Here is a 22673-nt window from a genome sequence, read left to right as displayed (position 1 = left end):
TTATGATTGAGGCTGATAAGAAAAGTGCGACTGATGGTTTACGTCTGATAGATTCGCATTGTCATTTGCACGATACGGAATTTTTTACGGACAATCGCGAGCAATTTTACAAAGAAACGGTCGAGGCGAATATTGGCATGATTTGTGTCGGTACTGACCAGCGAAGTAGCCGCCAAGCTGTGGAATTTGCCGCGAATCATGAGTTTACTTGGGCGGCAATTGGTGTTCATCCGCACGATACGAAAGATGGCTGGGAAGATGTCAAAACTTTGCTGGAAAATAAGACGGAAAATTCTCCGATTGTGGCAATTGGTGAGATTGGACTTGATTATTATTACAATAACAGTCCGCGGGAAATGCAAATTGAAGGCTTGGAAGCGCAGCTTCAAATGGCGATTGATTACAATTTGCCAGTAAGTTTTCATGTTCGCGATGGTGCGAAGGATCAGCCATCAGTTTGGGGTGATTTTTGGCCAATTTTTGACAATTTTCACGGGCTTCGCGGCGTGTTGCATAGTTTTACAGATACGCGTGAAAATTTGGAAAAAGGTTTTTCGCGAAATTTGTACGTTGGACTTAATGGAATTAGTACATTCACAAAGGATCAATTGCAGAAAGAATTGTTCGCTTCAATTCCGCTGGAGCGATTATTGCTAGAAACTGACGCGCCATTCTTGACACCAGCGCCGTTTCGTGGTAATATAAACAAGCCAGAATATGTGAGATTGGTGGCTGAACATTGGGCAAAGCAGCGAAATATTGATTTTGATGTTTTAAGCCAAGCTACTCTTCACAACACAAAAGAACTTTTTGGCATTTGAAAGTGGAGAAAATGAATAGTACGCCGGAATGTGTTACAAAAACACCTGAAATTGAATCTCGCAAAAAAGAAGCTCGCGAAAAACTTGCCGCTATTTTTTCTGACGCCGAGCAACGCGATAACTCTAAGGTGAACCCTGAATTGGGGAAGACTGCGATTGATATTAAGATGGACTTTGCTGATAATGGGGCGGTTGATTTCTGTAATCAAGCACTTGGTAGCTATGGAAAAAGTCTTGACTACATTAACAACAGTCCGCTTGAAACTGTGCAGGCAATCGGTAATTCACTCCAACGCTTACGTGAATATAAAACCAAGGAGATCTGCGAGTGACTAAGCTTTTGAAAAAAGTACGGAGTTTGGTTTTTGCTGATGATAGTGACGCGGTGTCTTTGTTGAAATTCCGTAAAAAAGATCGTCCATTAAAGAAATTTACCGAGCGCGAACTAATCCAATTGGAAAGTGAAATTGGCGCAACAATTTTTGGCGAGAAGCCGGCGTATGTTGCGCGACGAGAATTTTTTAATTTAGATAAAGATACCTGGATTTGGTATGAAGAAGTTGCTGACGGTAAGGGTGGTCGGCAAGAATTGACGACGCGTTATGAAGTGCAACCAAAGGGAATTTTGAAGATTCAGCCGAATTATAGATATAGCTATTTGGAGGGCGACGAGCTTCAGAATTTTGTCTTGGCAACTAAGGAATATTACGAGCGAGTTTCTCGACAATTGTATAAGAAAGATCCGCAAACCGGTCGGCCGCTTTGATATAATAAAAAAGTGAATAAAGACTATATCTATCTTGATCATGCTGCTGCTACGCCAATGGATCCGTTGGTGATTGATGCGATGTTGCCATATTTTTCTGAAAAGTTTTTCAATCCGTCTAGTCCGTACGCTCCAGCAATATTTACAAAGCGTGAATATCAAGACGCGAAGGCTCGGCTGGCGCGCTGCTTGGGTGTGATGGCTGATGAATTGATAATGACGGCTGGAGCAACTGAGTCTGTCAATTTGGCGTTTAATGCAGCAAATGGCGTAAGTTTAATTTCGGCAATTGAGCATGATTCGGTGATTAATTCCGCAAAAGCGCGTTCGGAAGTGAAGCTAATTCCGCCAATGAAAAATGGACGAATAGACCCGAATGTGGTTAAAAAAATGTTAACGCCAGACATTGGATTTGTTAGTGTTGCGCTGGTGAATCATGAGCTGGGCTACATCCAGCCAATTGAAGAAATTGCGGAAATCGTAAAAGCCGAGCGACTTAGGCGCCAAGAAAATAATGAATCTTTGCCGTTGATTTTTCATACAGACGCTTCGCAGGCGGCGGCTTTAATTGACGTGAAGATTAAAAGGCTGTGCGTTGATTTATTGACATTATCTGCGGCGAAAGTTTACGGTCCAAAGCAAGTTGGTTTATTGTGGGTGCGACCTGGCGTTACGTTGAAAGCGAATATTTTTGGTGGCGGTCAAGAATTGGGGTTGCGCAGCGGAACTGAAAATGTTGCTGGCGTGGTTGGGTTTGCGACTGCTTTGGAATTGGCACAAAAACGACGTTCTGCTGAAGTGAAGCGACTGCGAAAGTTGCGGGAAAATTTGGTAAAAGATTTGAGGCAAGCTTTTCCTGATGTGTTGATATCATCAGATATGAAAAAAAGTTTGGTGAGTTTTTTGAATATATCATTTCCTGGAGTTGATGCTGAAAGATTGGTGTTTTTGTTAGAATCTCGTGGAGTTCTAGTGGCTACGGGTAGTGCTTGCGCGGCTAATTCTGGAACGCGTTCTCATGTACTAGCGAGTGTTGGTCTGAGCGAATCAGAGATTGACGGAAGTCTAAGGCTTACCTTAGGCAAGTTGAACAATGATGAGAATATAAAGCGAGCTGGCGAATTTATCATCGAAGCTGTGCAAGCGGAAATGAAGAGGACTCGTCGATGATCCATAAACTAGTTGGCTTGATGATTTTTGCTGCTTTGGTGATTTTTGGACTTAGCACATATTTGTCGCCGAATGATTTGGGAAAATGTCAAGGCGTGGGCGAAGGCGATTGCCGTAGGGCTGATGCAATAGTTGTTGTCAGCGGTGGTGATACGAATGCGCGAACCGACGAGGCTATTAAACTATATAAAGAAGGCTGGGCGCCGTTGATTGTTGTGTCGGGTGCGGCGGCCGATAAGACTGGTCCGTCCAACGCTAAAGCTATGTACCAGCGAGCGATTAATAGCGGCGTTCCTGAGAAAGCCATTGTTATGGACGAGTCTTCCGAGACGACCAGGCAAAACGCCACTGAAGTGAAGAAAATTGTCGATTCGCGAAAAATTGAAGATGTGATTTTGGTGACGAGTGGTTATCATATGCGTCGTGCGCAACTCGAATTTTCAGCGCAGTTTAATAACGTCAAAATCCGTAGTCATCCTGTTGCTTCTGATAAAAACTGGAGCTCGTGGTGGTGGTTAACGCCGTGGGGCTGGTGGTTGGCAATGGGTGAATTAATGAGAATTGGGCTATTCGCCCTGGGGCTGTCCAGATGAGTAAGAAAGTTTTTGTTGGAATGTCGGGCGGCGTAGATTCTTCTGTGGCTGCGGCACTTTTAGTTGAGCAGGGCTATGACGTAACGGGTGTTTATATGAAAAACTGGTCGGAAGATCTTCCTGGAATGCATTGTCCGTGGGCGGAAGATGTTGCTGACGCCAAGCGTGTGGCGGTTGGCTTGGGCATTGATTTTCGAGTTTTTGATTTCCAGAAAGAATATAAGCAAAACGTTGTCGATTATATGATTCGCGAATATCAAGCAGGTCGCACGCCAAACCCAGATATTATGTGTAATCAAGAAGTGAAGTTTAAGATATTTTTGAAGGCTTCGTTGGCGGCTGGAGCGGATTATATCGCGACAGGGCATTATGCGCGCGTTGCCCATGAATCGTCTTCGTCAGCCAAATTATTACGCGCTCGTGATGATAATAAAGACCAAACATATTTCTTATATCGAGTGACTTCGGAGGCTTTGTCAAAAACCATATTTCCGCTGGGCGATTTTACTAAGGCGGAAGTTCGCGAAATGGCAAAAGAGCGCGGTTTGTGGACGGCTAGCAAAAAGGAATCAATGGGAATCTGTTTTGTTGGGCAAGTTGGAATTCGTGAGTTTTTGTCGGAATATGTTAAAACTGCGCCAGGAAATATTATTGATCAGCAGACGGGATTTGTCGTCGGTAAACATGACGGCGCAATTTTTTATACGCTTGGTCAGCGTCATGGGCTGAACGTCGGCGGTGGATTACCTTATTATGTTGTAGGCAAGGATATGGAGAAAAATGAAGTTTACGTGTCGCGCTCAATTGACAATGAAAGCTTGTGGCGAAAAGAACTTAGATTGGCGGATATTCATTGGATTAATCAAGTACCACACAAAGATAAAAATGTGCAGGTTCGGTTGCGTCATCGAGGCACTTTATTCGACGCGAAAATTGACGGAGATATTGTGCACCTTTCTGCTCCGGAGCGTGCCGTAGCCGCGGGTCAATCGGCGGTAATATATGACGGCGATGAATGTTTGGGTGGCGGAATCGTGAAAACAGATTGACGTTATAGGAAAAATAGTGTAAACTGTTCTAAAGTAAGGAATAATAAAACGTAGAGTTAAAGGAAGAATTAATTTTATGCTAGCAATTCGTTTGCAACGTTTGGGTCGCAAAGGTTATCCAGTATATCGCTTGGCGGTACAAGAAGCACATCGTCATCCATCAAGCGGTCGTGTAGTCGCTTATGTCGGTAGCTACAACCCACACACTAAAGAATCAAATATCCAAGTTGAATTGGCTCAGAAATATTTGGACAATGGCGCACAGCCAACACCACGCGTAGTTAAATTATTGAAAGAAGCTGGCGTTAAATTGCCAAAGTGGGTTAAGGAAGTCTCAGCTGACAAGCACAAAGCCATCCGCAATCCAGAAAAGCTTCGCAAGAATCAACCAAAAGAAGAGCCAGCTGAAGAAGTAGCTGAATAATCTGTTGAGATTGGCGATTTGGCCTATAAACCCCATCTGTAAGGTGGGGTTATTTTATGGTATAATAACACTCATGAATGCCCAAAAAATACGTAGTAAATATCTTGAATTTTATAAAAAACAAGGTCACGCCGTTGTTGAGCGTGCGCCGTTGATTTTAACTAATGACCCGACGACTTTATTTACGGGCGCCGGAATGCAGCCGATGATTCCGTACTTGCTTGGTGAGGCGCACCCCGAAGGTAAGAGAATTGCCGATTCTCAAACGTGTTTGCGAGCGCAGGACATTGACGACATTGGCGATAATCGCCATACAACGTTTTTTGAGATGCTTGGAAACTGGAGTTTGGGCGACTATTTTAAGGAAGAGCAAATTGGCTGGATGTGGACGTTTTTGACTGAGGAAATTGGTCTTGATCCGCAGAGATTGTATGTAACGTGTTTTATTGGTGCGCCGGAATATAATATTGAGAAAGATGTTGAAGCGGCTAAATTGTGGCAGAAAAAGTTTGCAGAAAAGGGCATCGATGCAAAAATGGCGGACATCGGTAGCGAAGAGCAGGGCGCGGCACGTGGTGTAAATCCAGGTGAAAGAATTTTCTTTTATGACGGCAGTAAAAACTGGTGGAGTCGTAATGGCGGTCCAGAAACTACTCCGATTGGTGATCCGTGTGGTCCAGATAGTGAGATGTTTTATGAGTTTGATTTCATTGAGCACGATCCAAAATTTGGTGAAAATTGTCATCCGAACTGTGATTGTGGTCGATTTATGGAGATCGGCAATAACGTATTTATGGCGTATAAAAAAGTTGCCGAGGGAAAATTTGAGCCACTTGATAAGCCAAATATTGACCATGGATCTGGACTTGAGCGAATTGCGGCTGCAGTAAATAATGATCCTGACGTCTTTAAGATTAGCTTGCTCTGGCCGATTATTGAAAAGCTGCAAGATCTGAGTGGCAAGGATTACACTTCACACACCGAAAGTATGCGAGTGATCGCTGACCATTTGAGGGCTGCGACGTTTATGGCTGTTGATGGGTGTGCACCAAGTAATAAAGAGCAGGGCTATGTAATGCGTCGTCTGCTCCGTCGGGCAATTCGCTATAGTTTTGACTTGGGTATCGAGCAGAATTTCCTGCAAGAAGTTGTGCCGACGATTGCTGATTTGTACGAAGCTGATTTTCCAGAGGTGAAGAATAATCGCGATAATATAATTGCTGTTCTCGTTAAGGAAGAAAAAGCTTTTCGTCAGACTTTGAGAAAAGGTTTGCGACAAATGCAGCGCTACATTGACGATGGCTTGACTGGTGAAGAATTGTTCACTTTGTACGATACTTTCGGTTTCCCGGTGGAGCTCAGTACGGAAGAGGCGTATAAACAAGGAATTAAACTTTCGGACAATTGGCGCGATGAATTTACCGCGAAAATGAATGAGCAGAGGCAGCGCTCTAAGACGGCTCGCAAGGGGCAATTTAGCGGCGGTTTGGAAGGTCATGACTCTATTCATCTGAAATATCACACGGCGACACATTTGTTGGGTGCGGCGTTGCGTAAGGTTTTGAATGCGCCAGATTTACAGCAGCACGGAAGCAATATTACTGCCGATCGATTGCGCTTTGATTTTAATCACGATAAATTGACGCCAGAAGAAAAACAGGCGGTCGAAGATCAGATTAATGCTTGGATTGATGAAGATTTGCCAGTTAGTTTTGCTGTTTATCCAACAGGCGAGGCATTGAGCATGGGTGCAATTGGCGCGTTTGGTGAGCGTTACGGCGACGAAGTTAAGGTGTATTCTATTGGCAAGGATGATAACATTGTTAGCTTTGAAGTTTGCGGCGGTCCGCACGTCGAGCACACTGGAGTTTTGGCTGAAGATGGCAAGCGATTCAAAATCACCAAAGAAGAATCTAGTTCGGCTGGAATTCGTCGAATCAAGGCTGTCTTAAGATAGATAATTAACTGTTGCTCTAAAATCACAAGCGTTATATAATATTTATTATATGGCATTGAAAGACATGTTGAAGAAGTCTGATAAAGATAGTCGCGAACTATTGGTTAGCTTAGATATTGGTACGGAGGTGGTTAAGGCGTTAATCGCTGAAGTTAAAGACGACGAGCTGAAGATTATTGGCGTTGGTCGAAAACAGCAGGAAATGGGCGATATGCACAGCGGTGCGATTGCTGATATTGCTGGGGTTGTGGCGAATTGCGAGGAGGCTCTGTCTGAAGCTGAAGATCAAGCTGGCGTTCAGGGTAAGCGGGTTGTTATTGGTATTGCGGGTGAACTGGTCAAAGGTGTTACGAATACTATTCGCTATCGCAGACCACAGCCAAATAAGCCACTAGACATTGCCGAGATGGAATTTATCATTGAGAAAGTCCAGGAGCGAGCTCAGGGAAAAGCTCAGGCTCAAATTGCACTAGAAACTGGCAATGAAGATGTTGAGGTGAAATTGGTCAACTCGGCGCTGGTGAGTATTCATATTGATGGCTATAAAGTTTCGAACCCGATTAGTTTTCAGGGGCGAGATGTGGCGGTGCAGATTTACACGGCGTTTGCTCCGATGGTTCATATTGGCGCGCTGGAGAAGGTTGCGGACGAGCTTGCTCTGGATCTGGTGGCTGTGGCTGCCGAGCCATTTGCGGTGAGTAGGAGCGTTTTGGGATCGGACACGGATAGCAATTTCACGGCGATTCTAGCGGACATTGGTGGCGGTACGACGGATATTGCAGTTGTTAATGACGGCGGAGTCGAAGGTACAAAAATGTTTGGCATTGGTGGACGAAGTTTCACTAGAACTATTGCGGCCGACCTGGATTTGAGCTTCAAAGATGCAGAAAAACTGAAGTTGAATATTGATAATGAGAATTTGAAGCCTAGCGTAAAGAAAAAAGTTGACGCGGCGATCGACAAGACTTTGGAAGTTTGGCTATCAGGCGTTGAATTGGCGCTGAGCGATTTTGATAATGTCGATTATTTGCCGAATAGGATTTTACTGTGTGGTGGCGGATCGAGCCTAAAGAAAATTACTGAAGCTCTGAAAACTCGACGCTGGCCAGAGGATTTGCCTTTTACTAAGAAACCAGTAGTTCAATATATCAATCCTAGTGATATTACAGGAATAGTTGACGAAACCGGAGACATTAGCGATCACACATTTGTAACCGCAATGGGCTTGTTGCGAGTTGGATATGATACAATTATCGGTAGTCAAGACGGTAATAGTTTAGTTGAAAAAGTAAATAGGTTGTTAAAGATTTAAAATGAATAAAGACGTTATTTATATCGATGTAGAAGACGACATTACGACGATAATTAGTAAGATTAAGGCGTCGAAAGAGAGAATTATTGCGTTAGTACCGCCTCGAAGAATTGGCGTTTTACAGAGTGCAGTCAATATTCGATTACTAGCTCGAGCGGCAACTTCGGCAGATAAGAGAATTGTATTAATCACGAATGATTCGGTTTTGGCTGGATTGGCGGCAACGGCGAAAATTCCTATTGCAAAAACACTTCAGAGTAAGCCAGAAATTGCGGAGATTCCAGTTCTGAAAGTTGATGACGACAATGATGTGATTGATGGCGGCAAACTGGCGGTTGGGGATATGGCGGATTCTGCGAAAAGATCAAAGAAATCCGATGAAGACTCTGCTGTAGATAATGTTATAGCTGACGCAAACAAGAAGGAGTCTAAGGGGTTGGATTCTCTGAAAAAGATGGTTAAAAAACCAAAAGTCCCTGATTTTAATACATTCCGTAAGAAGTTCTTATTGATAGGCAGCAGTACCTTACTTTTGATTATATTTTTGGTTTGGGCAATTTGGTTTGCTCCACATGCCACGGTCATTATTTCAGCAAAGACTACTAGTATGACAGTCAGTGATACCGTCAGCTTGAATGAAACAGCCACTACAAGCGCGAAATCTAATGTCATTAAGTCTGTGAAAAAGGAGCTGGCTAAAGAGGTTAGTGTTGAATTTTCTGCTACGGGCAAGAAGAATGTCGGAGAAAAAGCTACCGGAGTGGTTGTCTTCAGTAATTCGTCGTCAAGTAGTGTGACTATTTCAGCTGGCACAATCTTGAAAAATAGTGGGCTATCTTATACTTTGAATTCTTCTGTGACTATCCCAGGTGCTACGTTGAGTTGGAGCTGTCCAGGATATAAATGTCCGGGATCTGCTTCTGGGTCTATTACCGCCAGTGAGGGCGGGGCTCAGTATAATGCAGCAACTGGCAGTATGAGTATTTCGGTTGATGATATTTCTGCGTCGCTACGGTCTGCTACTAGCGGCGGCACTGATAAAACTGCGACGGTTGTGACGGCTAGTGATATAGAATCGGCAAAAAGCAAGCTGAGCGAAAAGAAGATTGATGGATTAAAAGAGCAGTTGTTGTCATCATTCGGCGATTCGGCAACGGTTATAACAGAAAGCTATGTTGAAAATCGATCAGATCCTAGCTCGAGCGTGGCCGTGGATGGCGAGGCGACTGGAGCTGTAACTCTGAAATCTACAATTACCGCCAGCGCGTTGGCTATTGATAAGAGTGAGCTAAAGAACTTTGTGGAAGCAAAGCTTAAAGAGGAGATTTCTGGCAAGAAGTCGCAGAGAATTTATGACAATGGAGTAAGCAAGGTTGCGTTCTCGCAATTTTCTAGGGCGCATAATACACAGACTGTGCGCTTAACTACGAATGGCAAGGTTGGCCCAGATATTAAAGAAGCGAACGTAAAGGATCAAGCCAAAGGCAAGAGTTACGGAGAGGTTCAGTCTGCTATTGAATCTATCGAAGGTGTTGAGGATGTCGATGTTAAATTCTCTCCATTCTGGGTTAAATCTGTTCCAAAAGATATCAATAAAATTAATGTCGAGTTTAAGATAAAAGATGTCAAGTAAAAACTTTTTAGCGCTGGATGTTGGGTCGCGGCGAATTGGCTTGGCTATGGCGGATTCGCAAGTGAAGATCGCTGTGCCGTTTGGTTGGTTGGAGAATAATGAAAATATCGTCCAGGAAATAACAGAACTAGTATTGAGGCACGATATTGATACGATCGTAGTGGGCTATCCGCGAAATCAATCTGGTGAACCAACGAAGCAGACGGAATTCGTGGAAGAATTTGTTAAGCAATTTGAAGACATTGAGCTTGATACAGAGATTGTTTTTCAAGATGAATCTTTAACGAGCGTGCAGGCCGAGCAGAGATTGGGGAATAAAATTAAAGATAAGGGCGAGATTGATGCGGAGGCTGCTAGCATAATTTTGCAAGATTTTTTGGAGGAGAATTATGAAAATTCGTAAACGACGTATTTGGCTATTAGTGTTGTCAATAGTTGTGGCTATCGCTGGAATCGGCGCCCTTGGGGCAACGGTGTGGTATAAGCAGATGCTTGCTCCTGCCGACGTAAATAGTCAGCAGACCTTAAGAATTAATATTAAAGAAGGCATGGGATCTAGTGATATAGCTAAAACTTTAGAGGATAATAAAATTATCAAAAACTCTTTAGCGTTTTTTATTTATACAAGGCTCCACAATTCAGCAAGCAAGTTTAAGGCTGGCGTCTATTCTGTAAAAGCTTCACAGTCTGTCGATGAAATAATTAATCATTTGACCAGCGGTAAAACTGATGAGATCGCTATAACATTTTATCCTGGATCGACTTTGAATAAAAAAATAAAGAATTCTGACGGTAGAGAAGTTGAATCCGTGTTGCTTAAGGCGGGATTCTCGGACGATCAGATAAAAAAGGCATTTGCCGCTAAGTATGACAGTCCAGTTTTTGCAGGTAGACCGGAAAATGCTGGGCTTGAGGGGTATATTTACGGTGAAACATTCTATATTTCTCCGGATGAAACCGTAGAACAGGTTCTGCAGCGCTCAGTTGATCATTTGGAGAAAATTGTTAAGGAATATAATCTGGAGGAGAAATTTAAAGCTCGTGGGCTGACCTTATATCAAGGGATAACACTAGCGTCGATTATTCAGCGCGAATCGATTGGCTGTGGGTCTGGCGCGGAAACTTGCGAGGATCAGCGTAAGATTGCTAGCGTATTTTACAATCGCCTGAAAGCCAATATGCCGTTGGGCTCCGATGTAACATATCAATATATTGCTGACAAAACAGGTGTAGAGCGCTCGCCAAACCTTAAGTCGCCATATAATGCACGTATTCAAAAAGGCTTAACTCCTGGACCAATCGCTTCGCCTAGTTTGAGTGCGTTGAATGCCGCCGCCGATCCGATAAACTCTGATTATCTATATTTCCTGAGTGGCGACGATGATATTACGTATTTTGCAAAGACCAACGAAGAGCACGAGGCTAATGTCAAGGCTCACTGTCAAAAGAAGTGCCAGATTTCTTGACAAAAACGCATTTTATAAAATTTATTGACTTTATTGTCAATATTGTGTAAAATAGATGTTAGATCATTTGTCTAATTTATCAACAGGGGTGAATTACGATAAATGACCTGCCAAAATTGTCGCTACGGATATAGCAAAACTAATGTAGAATAATAATAATCAATTAGGTCGACAACATATCCTGTTCTGTTGCGAGAAGAAAGACAATTTGGTAGAGGTGCTAGTGGTAACATTGGCGCAAGGAGAACGATTATTCGTAACCATTTTACATCTCTTCGGAGTAAAAAACGTAAACTGCAATCATTTGCAATCTACGGTGGAATATTTTTATTGACTATATCATTTTTGATCTACGGTAATAGTGGTAGTAACGTATCCGCTGAAAGATCAAAAACTTTGGCATCATCTGAAACTACTGGTGTTTCATCGGTATCTAAGTCTGCTAAGTCTAAAACAGCTTCAGTAGATGAATTAACGGCAGCTAATGCCGTAACTAACTTGGCGGAAACGGCGGAATTGCCTTCGGCTGGTGATTTACGCGAGTCTGAAACTTCACTAACAATTAAGAAGAGTCTTTCTCAGAATGATGCAGAAGTTATAACAAAACCTGACATTGTTAAGCCAGATACTTCGGCTGCGCGTGGTATTTCATCTTACGTAACCAAAGAGGGTGACACAATGGAGTCTATTGCTAAGAAGTTTAAGATTTCATCTCAGACGCTTCGTTGGGCTAATAATACAACCTCGGACGCTGTGGAGCCGAATAAGACTCTAGTTGTGCCTCTTGTTGACGGTGTTGTTTATACTATTAAAGACGGCGATACTGCCCAATCTCTGGCAGAAAAGTATAAGACGAGCGCTGAGCGTGTTGTCCTATATAATGACATTGATGACGGTGCTAAACTGTCTACTGGTTCTAGGATTGTGTTGCCTGGAGGTGAACTTCCAGAAAATGAGCGACCTGGTTATGTTGCTCCGCGAAGTAGGTCGTACGGAAATCGATACTCTTCGGCATCATCTACTACTACGAGTGCGAGTCGAAGTTGGTTGACTGCTTCTGTCGGTAACCGATATGCGGCCGGTAACTGTACATGGTATGCATACGAGCGTCGTTTACAGCTTGGTCGTCCGATTGGTAGTTTCTGGGGCAATGCTAATACTTGGGCCACAAGTGCTCGTGCCGCTGGATTCGTAGTTAATAATACGCCAGCACCTGGTGCAATATTCCAGACTACTGCCGGATATTATGGTCACGTTGGTATTGTCGAGCGAGTTGAAAACGGTGTGGTTTACGTTAGCGATATGAACTACGCAGGTTATGGAATAATTACTCACCGCACACTCAACGGCGCAGGCGGTTATCTATATATCCACTAGAACTAGTTAATATTAGCACCTCCGCTATCTCTCGGGGGTGCTTTTTGGTATACTAAAGATATGTTTGTAGATATTGCAAAAGTTTTAGTGCGCGCCGGTAGAGGCGGTAATGGTGTAGTCAGTTTTCGTCATGAGAAATATGTCGATAAGGGAGGTCCCGATGGCGGTGATGGCGGTCGTGGTGGTGATATTGTTTTCTTGGCGACGAAGGATCTTAATACACTTTTGAATTTTAGATATAAGCCGGATCTTAAAGCTGAAAAGGGTGGTGATGGCGGAAAACGTAATAAACGAGGAAAAAGTGGTGCGCCGCTAATCGTTAAAGTGCCGATGGGTACCCTAGTGAAGCGCGATGGTATGATAATTGCGGATTTGACCGAAGATCAACAGCGGGCAGTGGTGGCTCGTGGGGGAGATGGTGGATTTGGAAATGCACACTTTACGTCTAGTACGCGCCAAACACCTAAAATTGCTGAACTTGGCGAGGCTGGCGAGGAATTCGAGGCAGAGTTGGAATTGAAATTATTGGCCGACGTTGGTTTGGTCGGCTTTCCGAACGCTGGTAAGTCGACGTTCTTAAGTGTGGTTTCTAATGCGTGTCCGGAGATTGCTAATTACGAATTTACGACTTTGACGCCGAATTTGGGGGTTGCCGATGTTGACGATGGGTCGATTTTGATCGCTGATATCCCGGGGCTGATTGAGGGCGCATCAGAAGGTAAAGGTTTGGGCGATCAGTTTTTGCGCCATGTTGAGCGAACGGCCGTACTGCTTCATATGATTGATGTATATAGTGATGATCCAGCGGAGAAATATCAGGCAATTCGTCGCGAGCTGGAAAAATATTCTGAATCATTGGCGAAGCGTCCAGAGATAATAGCGCTGACCAAATGCGAAGGTTTGGGTGATGAGATTATTGCTATGCAGTCGACTACCCTTCAAAAAGTAGCTAATGGCGCGCCGGTCGTGGCGATTTCTTCCCAGACGCACGACGGAGTGACTGAGCTTTTACGAATGTTGCGTGATGAAGCTACTAAATATCGAGAGCGTGAAGCTGAAATTGTTGATGAAAAAGAGGAAGATTTGCCGACAATTTCGTTGGACGATCAGGTTATTTCTGATGCTTGGTCTGTAAGGCGAGTTTCTGATACTGAGCCTAATGAGACTGACGATGAAGATGAGAAGATTGAGTTTATTGTTACGGGCGCTAAGATTGAAAAATTTGCTCGTCGGACTAACTTTGATCAGTTTGAATCTGTTAATCGCTTGCGAGATATTATGCGAAAAATGGGAATTACTCACGAATTATTGCGTCAGGGGGCGATTGGTGAAAGTTTGATTCAGATTGGCGAATCTATGCCGTTTACACTGGTCGAGCAATAGATTCTGCTGGTGTAAATTAGCGTGAGCTTGATGATATAATATGAATATGGCGCAAACATTTTTCTTCTATGACCTTGAAACTAGCGGTCTTAATCCCAGGCAAGATCGAATTATGCAATTTGCCGGTCAGCGAACCGATATGGATTTGCAGCCGATTGGTGAACCGTATAATATTCTCGTGACACTAAATGACGATACACTGCCGAGTCCTGATGCGTTGATGGTGACGGGCATAACGCCGCAAAAAACTGTCGAAGAGGGTTACACTGAGGCTCAATTTGCGCGTATTCTCAGTGAGGAAATATTTACGACTGATACGATTGCTGTTGGATTTAATAATATCCGTTTTGATGACGAGTTTATTCGTCATTTGTTTTGGCGGAATTTTTACGATCCATACGAGTGGACTTGGAAAGACGGTCGATCCAGATGGGATTTATTGGATGTGGTGCGCTTAACCAGGGCGCTTCGACCTGAGGGAATTGAGTGGCCAATTGACGATAAAGGTGAGCCGAGCAATCGCTTGGAGCTCATCACGAAAGCTAACGGAATAGAGCATGAAAACGCCCATGATGCGCTGGCTGACGTGACCGCGTTGATTGCTGTAACTAAATTGATTAAGCAGAATCAGCCACAAATGTACGACTATTTGCTGAAAATGCGCGACAAGAAATTGGTCCAGAAACTGGTGAATATCGATGATAAAAAACCTTTTGTTTATGCGAGTGGTCGTTATGACAAAGAATTCGCCAAAACGACCGTGGCTTTTCCACTAACTACGAGCCGAAACGGCGGCGTGATTGTTTATGATTTGCGCTATGATCCGACGCCGTTTGTTGATCTGAGCGTTGAGGAATTATCGGCGAAGATATTTGCAACATGGGAAGAAAGGCAAGCCGAAGATTTCGTTAAATTGCCAGTTAAGGAATTGCAATATAATCGTTGCCCGGCAGTTTCGCCACTTGGTGTGTTGACTCAGGGTGATGGCTGGAAGAAGATTTCTCTGGATGCAGAAACCGTACAGAAACACCAAGATATTTTACTTTCTCATCCAGATTTTGCTGAAAGGTTGCGCAGTATATTTGAAAACAAGCCAGAGTTTAAGAAAATGACCGATCCAGAAGCGCAATTATACGATGGGTTTTTGGACAATAGTGATCGAGTTCGCGTTGAAGCCGTGCGTAATGCTGGCGAGCGCGAATTGGCTGATTTTCATCCGGATTTTCAGGATGAGCGATTGTCGCCACTATTGTTGCATTATAAAGCGCGAAGTTTTCCTAATTTGCTTAGTGAAGATGAATTGCGACAATGGGAAGAATGGCGAACTGAGCATTTACAGGCGCAACTGCCGCAATTTATGAAATCTCTGCAACGATTAGCGCCTAGCGCGACTGACGAACAGCAGTTTATTTTGCAAGAATTGCAGTTATGGCTGGAATCGGTTCTACCTTCTGTTGACGCCTGAAACGCGGTTATGCTAAAATACTGGTAATAGCTTTATGTAGTGAAAAAAGCAAATTGGGGGAGTGATGTTAATTAAGAACAGAAAACGCGCAGTATACAGAGGGGTGCTGTCCTTGGTATTTGTATTTGCATTATCAGCATTGGCAGTTCTGTCGCCTTTGGTTAGAGCAGAGGAATCGCCTAAGTATACGTGGAAGGATGTAACTGTACCGGGAGATGATGAATTTAGAGAAGCAATTATTAGTCCAGACGGATCAAAGCTTTTTATACTGCGAGAAGATGCTAATACTGGCGATATAAAATTGTTAATTTCCGCAGATAATGGTGTAAGTTGGAATAGTTTTGCGATGCCAGATTCCGCGAATAGATTGCTAGTAAACACAGACGGGTCTAAGATGATTGTGAATGGTCGGCATGGAGAAAAATCTTTTTATATGTCAACTGACGGTGGGCACAATTGGGTGAAGTCTAACAATATAGACCCCAGTAATAACCATTTATTTATGAGCCCAGACGGCTCCACTCTGGCTAGGTGTGGAGATGACGGTGAAACCCCTCCGCTTTATGTTTCTATTGACGATGGTCAAACTTGGACGCAAAAAGGTAATATTTGTCCCGAGCGCGTGCTTGATGGCGGAAAGATGATTGCGATAGATGGAACCCCTAGTATAGTAAAGAGGTCTGATGATTACGGATTGACCTGGACGGACGCTGGAACTCGTGTCATCCATGATACAACCCTCATGTCCATCAGTACTAATGGTAACAGCCTATTTGATGGTCACAAAATTTCATTAGATGGTGGTGTCAGCTGGTCATCCATTCCTGCTGAGGTTCCGATGCGGGGGGCGGATGACTATATTGTACAGACAGGGATTAGCGATGATGGCAAGAGATTGCTTGTTTATGTTCGACCAGTCGCCATGAATGCTTCAAATTTACCGTATATTGTAATGTCAGTAGATGGCGGTAAAACCTGGACGTCGCAGGGTGATAATGAGGCTGGTTTTGGCAGCGTTTATTCGTCTTCGTCGGCGTCCAGAATATTCGCAATGTTCTACGATATGACAACGGGCGCGGCTTATTATCGCCTAGCAACTCTACCAACGCCCCCACCCGTAACTCCTGGCGGTACCGGCTCAGGTACGAGCGGAGCTGCCACTCCATCCACAGGCTCTTCATCCTCAGGCGCTTCAACTACTGCGGCATCGTCATCCACTTCCAATAAGAAACCAGGAAAATCATCAAACCTTGCTGAAACAGGAGTTTCTGTTTGGCTAGTTAGTGGGTTAGCTGTTATCGCCGTTGTAGCTGGCGGATTAGCGCTTAGAAAACGACCGTAAAATTAACTCATAGACGGAGCGAGCTTTTGAGATTCAATCTCATCATGAGGCTCGCTCTTTTTCATGCTGGAAAGTAGATAAATTGATAATAAAATAAGTTCGCTTTTTTGATTTGGTGTAAAATAACGGATTTTTCTGTTGATTCGTCGTTGTGCGATTTCGCTGGCAACGTCAATGGACTTCCAAAACAGGACAGAAAGTGATTCTCTGAGGATTATTGCCAATGGTACGATAATTGCCCAGAAAATAACCATTAAAATTGCGGGCAGGCTGATGTTCGTGAATGGGATTTTTCCTAGGAAAAAGAAGAAAAATAGCTGGTCGATCACAAAAGGCGCGAGTAGTATCGCTCCGATGATCATAATTAAGTAAATGCCCAGCTTTCTCATAGATCTAACTGTAGCAAATAAGATATTGACTTGCAATCATAAGCGTAATGTGTTTTAACTCTGATTTGCGTCGATATTTGGACTGGAAAAAATTGTCAAAAACCTGTATAATATAGCGGTTATGGCAGAGGTAATTCGTGTTAAAGGTGCTCGTGAGCACAATCTGAAAAATGTAGATATTGAGATTCCGCGAGATCAGCTGGTGGTGATTACGGGTCTTAGTGGGTCTGGGAAATCCAGTTTGGCATTTGACACGATTTATGCCGAGGGTCAGCGTCGTTATATGGAGAGTCTTAATTCGTATGCGCGTCAATTTTTGGGTACGATGGATAAGCCTGATGTTGATTCGATTGAAGGACTCAGCCCAGCGATTTCAATTGACCAGAAATCGACCAGCCGCAACCCGCGTTCGACCGTGGCTACGGTTACGGAAATTTATGATTATCTGAGGCTTTTGTTTGCACGAATTGGCGTGCCGCATTGTCCGATTTGTGGCAATGAAGTGACGCGTCGCACAACCGAGGTGATTATTGATGAGATTCTGCGACAATTTGTCGATAAGCGAATTTTGCTATTGGCGCCAATTGTTAAGAATAAAAAAGGTGAGTTTGCGCACATTCCGGAGCAATATCAGCGACTTGGTTATGCCAGGGTTCGTGTGGATGGCGTGGTGTACGCGCTGGATGAATTTCCAGAGCTGCAAAAAAGTTACAAGCATAATATCGAGTTGGTTGTTGATAGGTTGGCGTTGACGGCGGAAATGCGATCTCGACTAAGTCAGAGCGTTGAGCAAGCGCTGGATCTGGGTCAGGGAGTTATCGAGGTTTTGGATGCGGACAGTGATGAAGTGAAGACATTTTCGCAGAGATATGCTTGTGTTGATCATCCTGATGTCGATATCCCAGAGCTGGAGCCGCGATTGTTTAGTTTTAACGCGCCGCAGGGAGCTTGTCCTGTATGTACGGGTTTGGGGTCGAGGCTGGAGGTTGATTCAGAATTGGTCTTTAATAATAATTTGACAATTTCCGAAGGCGCAATTCGACCGTATAATCGAATGAATTCTGACGCTTGGAATATGAAGCGATTGGCATCTGTTGCTGAAGCTCACGAATTTAGCTTGAAAGTTCCCGTAGGTAAGCTTTCTGATGATGCTAAACATAAAATATTATACGGAACTGGCGACCAAAAATATCGCGTTGATTTGGGCGGCGGTCGACATTACGATACAACTTACGAGGGTGTTATTCCTAATCTGGAGCGACGCTGGAAAGAAACTGATAGCGATTTTATGCGACGAGATATTGAGCGATTTATGCGCGAGAGAGATTGTTATGCCTGTAAAGGTGCGCGCCTGAAACCTGTGGTTTTGGCGGTGACGGTTCATGAATTGAATATCGTTGACGTGTGTGATTTGAGTGTTGATGATGCGTTGGATTTGTTTGACAATAAGCTTCAATTGACCGAACAAGAAATGACGATTGCTCGCTTGATTGTGAAGGAAATTAAATCTCGTTTGGCATTTATGAGTAATGTTGGGCTGAATTATTTGGAACTAAGTCGAGCGGCTAACACACTTAGTGGCGGTGAGGCGCAGCGAATTCGCTTGGCGACGCAAATTGGCGCTGGACTTCAGGGCGTGCTTTATGTGCTGGACGAGCCGTCAATTGGACTTCATCAACGTGACAACGACAAGCTGATTGATATGTTGAAGCGCCTTCGTGATTTGGGCAATTCTGTGCTGGTGGTTGAGCATGACGAGGATACGATTCGCCAGAGTGATTTTCTGGTTGATATGGGACCGGGAGCTGGTGTGAATGGCGGTCAAGTAGTGGCAATGGGGACGCCTGAAATTGTTGCGAAAAATGAGAATAGTATAACGGGTCGCTATTTATCTGGGGCGGAAAAAATTGCCGTTCCGAAAAAGCGTCGCAAAGTCGTGAAAGATAGAAAGTTGATTGTTCGTGGCGCTCGCGAAAATAATCTTAAGAACATTGACGTGGAGTTTCCTTTGGGGTTGATGACTGTGGTGTCTGGCGTTTCTGGTAGCGGAAAGTCGACGCTTGTGAATGACATTGTGGCGCGGGAATTAGCGGCGGAACTTAATCGCGCAACGACAGCGCCAGGATTGCACGATGCCATAGAAGGTGTGAATTTGCTTGATAAGACGATTGTCATAGATCAGTCGCCAATTGGTCGAACGCCGCGCTCCAATCCAGCGACTTACACTGGGATTTTTACGCCGATTCGCGAACTTTTTGCTAGTACGCCCGAGGCTAATGTTCGAGGCTACAAATCTGGGCGATTTAGCTTTAATGTCAAAGGCGGTCGCTGTGAAAATTGTCAGGGTGATGGTGTGATAAAGATTGAAATGCACTTTTTGCCGGACGTTTACGTTCAATGTGATGAATGTCACGGCAAGCGTTATAATCGCGAGGCATTGGAAATTAAGTATAAGGACAAGACGATTGCTGATGTTTTGGATATGACAATTGATCAAGCGGCGGAGTTTTTTGATAGTGTGCCGAATATTGCACGTAAACTTCAGACGTTGGTTGAGGTTGGGCTTGGCTATTTTAAACTTGGTCAGCCAGCAACTACTTTTTCAGGCGGTGAGGCGCAGCGAATTAAATTGGCAACGGAGCTCTCCAAGCGTTCCACTGGAAAAACTATGTACATTCTGGATGAGCCGACCACTGGACTTCATTCTGCTGACGTAAAACGACTGTTGGGGATTTTACAGCAATTGGTTGAGGGCGGTAATAGCATGATTATCATTGAGCATAATTTGGATGTCATAAAGTCAGCCGACTGGATAATTGATATGGGTCCAGAAGGCGGAATTGGTGGCGGTACCGTTGTGATTTGCGGTACGCCTGAAGATATCGCCAAAGTGCCAAATTCGTTCACTGGCAAATATCTGAAAAAGATGCTTTAAGACTACTTTTTACGCTTGGTTTTCGAGAGGAGAACCGACAATTGTTTTCTTAACAAAGCGCGAGTATTTGGTTGTTTCAAAGCATGAATAACCATTGGTGAGACAGACAGGAAAATAATGAGGATTGCTGCAACTTCAATATTTACGCCCGCTTTGGTTAGGAATTCTCCGGCGTAGAAGCCTAGATAAACGAATGCTGACGACCAAAGAAATCCACCGATAAGATTGAAAGTTAAGAATGTTTTATAGTGCATTTTACTGGCGCCGGCAACGATTGGGGCGAAGGTTCTGACAATTGGTACAAATCGAGCCAGGACGATTGTCGCTGAGCCGTGCTTGTCGTAAAACTTTTCTGTTTGCTCCAAATATTTTTTCTTGAAGAATCGGGAATTTTCTTTTTCAAACAATTTACGCCCCACTTTGTGTCCAAAGCTATAGCCAACACTGTCGCCCAGCACTGCCGCTGCAAAAACCAAAAGTGCAAAAATGTGGATATCAATGTGTAGGATATTCTGCTGAACCATATATCCAGCAGTGAAAAGCAGACTGTCGCCAGGTAGGACGAAGCCGATTAATAAGCCAGATTCTGCGAAAACTACTAATAAAATTGCGAATACACCGAAGCTGGTTATCAAGTGAATAAAGGATTCCATGCCTCAATTATAGCATGATTGGCATGTGTAGAATCAGCTATTCTTCAATAAATCCGCCAGATTGCCGCGCCCATAATTTTGCGTAAACACCGCGTTTTTTATTGATGAGCTCATCATGCGATCCGTCCTCGACAATTTTTCCATCCTTCAAAACAATTATACGGTCCAACTTGGCAATTGTAGATAAGCGATGGGCAATGACAATTGAGGTTCGATTCTCCATTAACGTCTCCAGAGATTTTTGAATCAACGCTTCTGACTCAGAATCTAGTGCTGAAGTCGCCTCGTCGAGGACTAGAATTGGCGCATCTTTTAGGATTGCCCTGGCAATTGCAACTCGTTGTCGCTGTCCGCCAGATAATTTAATTCCGCGCTCGCCAACCATTGTGTCAAAACCGTCTTTAAGTCCAACGATAAAATCGTAAGCGCCAGCTTTTTTGGCGGCTTCTTCAATTTCTGCGTCAGTTGCATCAGGTCGGCCGTAAGCAATGTTTTCACGCACGGAGCGGTGGAATAGCAATGGTTCTTGCGGTACGTAAGCGATTTTGGCGCGCAAACTTGCCTGGGTGACTTCGGAAATATCTTGTCCATCGATGGTAATTTTTCCTGAGTCAATATCAGCAAAACGTAATAGCAATTTGGTGAGTGTAGTTTTTCCAGAACCGCTCGCTCCAACCAAACCTATTTTTTCGCCTGGTTTAATCTCCAGAGAAAAGTCGTGGAATAGGGTGTCGCCTTGACCCTCGTCGTGCGTGAAAATTATTTTATCCATGGAAATTTCGCCGTTTGTAACTTTTAGCTTTGAATCGCTTTTATCAATCAATGTTGTTGGCGTTTGTAAGATTTCTACCATATCGTTTGCGTTACCGATAATTCGGTTGTAATTGCGCATAATTCCGTTCATGTTCCACAATTCATGTGCGACACTTCCAGTGTAGGTGATTATAAGATAAACAGACGCCACTGATACCAAATTATTTTGAGCTGCGTACACTGCGAAGGCGATTGCCCCAATTTTAATAACCATGTTGATTGACGAATATATAGTGCTGACTTTTAAGAATCCGCGCATTACGTCGAGGCTTGAATCTCGCCAAGAGTTGACGGTTTTTGTGAAAAATTTCTGTTCCGTAGCTTCGGCACCAGACGACTTGACCGCCAGAACGTTTGAGATTACGTCGGCTAATTGACCGTTCAATTTATTGCTGGATTTGGCTTCTTTTTTTGTCAATTTCGCCATTGGCTTGGATCCGTAATAAACGACGATGCTGAAAACGATTGAGAAAATGAGTAAAAATAGCGCGTATTGCCAGAGGAGAGTTGATAGGACAATTATTGAACCGACCAGTGAAATAACTAGTGGCAAAACTGACCAAATTATCGTGTCCCAAAAACTTTCTACCGCGCCAACTAATTTATTTGTTTGACTAACGAGCGACCCGCCGAATTTATTTGAATGGAAGAATAATGTTTGGTTGGTTAGTTTGCTGAAGCATCGAGCGTACAAATCTCGTTGCATGGCGGTTTCGAATGTCCAGACGAGATATAAAACTAATCGCCAGCCGATGACGCTCGACCATAATTCACTGACGCCGTATAAAGCAATTAGTGTCCATAGATTTTTTGCGTCGTGCAGTTGATTGTGTTGGACGATACTAAGAAGTTGGGCAATTATGAGCGGTCCGACAAAAATGGTAACCACGAGTGTGAGCATTGCAAAAAATATTGCCAAGTTTCGACGGTGTTTGTATGGCTCTGATGTCTTCCAAAATAGACGAAATATTTCTTTGCTGTTCGGTTTGTTTTTCAAATCAATTCCTTTCGATGATAAATTAATATTTATAAACTGCGCAGAAAACTGAGCGTTCTTAATTATTCAAAAATGTATATTAGAGGAACTCGCCGTCGAGAGTTCATAGACTTTGATTATTATAGGGA

At 43.7% G+C, this 22673-nt stretch carries 20 protein-coding genes; 17 read left to right on the top strand and 3 right to left on the bottom strand.

The annotated features are described in order from the left end of the window. Positions 1-2 precede the first annotated feature (2 nt). The 16 genes from LRM44_RS03615 (at position 3) to LRM44_RS03540 (ending at position 16758) form a co-directional block, all read left to right on the top strand. A complete protein-coding gene (locus LRM44_RS03615; protein WP_243803783.1) occupies positions 3-821 on the top strand; it encodes a TatD family hydrolase in 819 nt (272 codons plus the stop codon). 11 nt (positions 822-832) lie between these two features. Next, positions 833-1153: a hypothetical protein gene (locus LRM44_RS03610; RefSeq protein WP_243803782.1), complete on the top strand. Its 321-nt coding sequence runs from the start codon at positions 833-835 to the stop codon at positions 1151-1153. Next, a complete protein-coding gene (locus tag LRM44_RS03605; protein ID WP_129635393.1) occupies positions 1150-1587 on the top strand; it encodes a hypothetical protein in 438 nt (145 codons plus the stop codon). Before LRM44_RS03610 ends, LRM44_RS03605 begins: the two co-directional genes overlap by 4 nt. A gap of 12 nt (positions 1588-1599) precedes the next feature. Continuing rightward, a complete protein-coding gene (locus tag LRM44_RS03600) occupies positions 1600-2757 on the top strand; it encodes a cysteine desulfurase family protein (protein ID WP_243803781.1) in 1158 nt (385 codons plus the stop codon). Beyond that, a complete protein-coding gene (locus tag LRM44_RS03595) occupies positions 2754-3350 on the top strand; it encodes a YdcF family protein (protein ID WP_243803780.1) in 597 nt (198 codons plus the stop codon). Before LRM44_RS03600 ends, LRM44_RS03595 begins: the two co-directional genes overlap by 4 nt. After that, a complete protein-coding gene (mnmA, locus tag LRM44_RS03590) occupies positions 3347-4399 on the top strand; it encodes a tRNA 2-thiouridine(34) synthase MnmA (protein WP_243803779.1) in 1053 nt (350 codons plus the stop codon). The genes LRM44_RS03595 and mnmA overlap by 4 nt, the downstream gene beginning before the upstream one ends. A gap of 76 nt (positions 4400-4475) precedes the next feature. Then, the gene (rpsP, locus tag LRM44_RS03585; protein ID WP_129634821.1) at positions 4476-4823 is read left to right on the top strand and encodes a 30S ribosomal protein S16; all 348 of its coding nucleotides are present in this window, start codon (positions 4476-4478) and stop codon (positions 4821-4823) included. Positions 4824-4896: 73 nt separating this feature from the next. After that, positions 4897-6780, top strand: a complete 1884-nt coding sequence (locus LRM44_RS03580; protein WP_129634823.1) for an alanine--tRNA ligase — start codon at positions 4897-4899, stop codon at positions 6778-6780. 49 nt (positions 6781-6829) lie between these two features. Beyond that, positions 6830-8092: a cell division FtsA domain-containing protein gene (locus tag LRM44_RS03575; RefSeq protein WP_129743692.1), complete on the top strand. Its 1263-nt coding sequence runs from the start codon at positions 6830-6832 to the stop codon at positions 8090-8092. 1 nt (position 8093) lies between these two features. Further along, complete coding sequence (locus LRM44_RS03570) at positions 8094-9725, top strand: hypothetical protein (protein ID WP_243803778.1); 1632 nt, start codon at positions 8094-8096, stop codon at positions 9723-9725. Beyond that, positions 9715-10128, top strand: a complete 414-nt coding sequence (ruvX, locus tag LRM44_RS03565; RefSeq protein WP_129631399.1) for a Holliday junction resolvase RuvX — start codon at positions 9715-9717, stop codon at positions 10126-10128. The genes LRM44_RS03570 and ruvX overlap by 11 nt, the downstream gene beginning before the upstream one ends. Further along, positions 10115-11191 (top strand): endolytic transglycosylase MltG, encoded by a 1077-nt coding sequence (mltG, locus tag LRM44_RS03560; protein WP_243803777.1) that lies wholly within the window; start codon positions 10115-10117, stop codon positions 11189-11191. Before ruvX ends, mltG begins: the two co-directional genes overlap by 14 nt. A 189-nt stretch (positions 11192-11380) precedes the next feature. Next, entirely contained in the window at positions 11381-12568 is a 1188-nt protein-coding gene (locus LRM44_RS03555) for a CHAP domain-containing protein (RefSeq protein WP_243803776.1), read from the top strand. Between the two features lie 60 nt (positions 12569-12628). After that, positions 12629-13951 (top strand): GTPase ObgE, encoded by a 1323-nt coding sequence (obgE, locus tag LRM44_RS03550; RefSeq protein ID WP_243803775.1) that lies wholly within the window; start codon positions 12629-12631, stop codon positions 13949-13951. Between the two features lie 46 nt (positions 13952-13997). After that, positions 13998-15416: an exodeoxyribonuclease I gene (gene sbcB, locus LRM44_RS03545; RefSeq protein WP_243803774.1), complete on the top strand. Its 1419-nt coding sequence runs from the start codon at positions 13998-14000 to the stop codon at positions 15414-15416. Between the two features lie 64 nt (positions 15417-15480). After that, a complete protein-coding gene (locus tag LRM44_RS03540; RefSeq protein WP_243803773.1) occupies positions 15481-16758 on the top strand; it encodes a WD40/YVTN/BNR-like repeat-containing protein in 1278 nt (425 codons plus the stop codon). A gap of 2 nt (positions 16759-16760) precedes the next feature. Here the strand turns inward: LRM44_RS03540 and LRM44_RS03535 are convergent, their stop codons facing one another. Further along, positions 16761-17147, bottom strand: coding sequence for a hypothetical protein (locus LRM44_RS03535; RefSeq protein WP_243803772.1), 387 nt, complete (start codon positions 17145-17147; stop codon positions 16761-16763). 121 nt (positions 17148-17268) lie between these two features. Here LRM44_RS03535 and uvrA point away from each other — a divergent pair, with 121 nt between their 5' ends. Beyond that, on the top strand, positions 17269-20082 hold the full coding sequence (uvrA, locus tag LRM44_RS03530) for an excinuclease ABC subunit UvrA (RefSeq protein WP_243803771.1): 2814 nt from the start codon (positions 17269-17271) through the stop codon (positions 20080-20082). A 2-nt stretch (positions 20083-20084) separates the two neighbouring features. On the opposite strand, the gene LRM44_RS03525 is transcribed toward uvrA, so the two are convergent. After that, positions 20085-20735: a DedA family protein gene (locus LRM44_RS03525; protein WP_243803770.1), complete on the bottom strand. Its 651-nt coding sequence runs from the start codon at positions 20733-20735 to the stop codon at positions 20085-20087. Positions 20736-20772: 37 nt separating this feature from the next. Beyond that, entirely contained in the window at positions 20773-22545 is a 1773-nt protein-coding gene (locus tag LRM44_RS03520) for an ABC transporter ATP-binding protein (protein ID WP_243803769.1), read from the bottom strand. Positions 22546-22673: the final 128 nt, after the last annotated feature.

The sequence above is a fragment of the Candidatus Nanosynbacter sp. HMT-352 genome (assembly GCF_022819385.1).
GTDB lineage: Bacteria > Patescibacteriota > Saccharimonadia > Saccharimonadales > Saccharimonadaceae > Nanosynbacter.
This window is presented reverse-complemented; position numbering and strand designations above follow the sequence as displayed.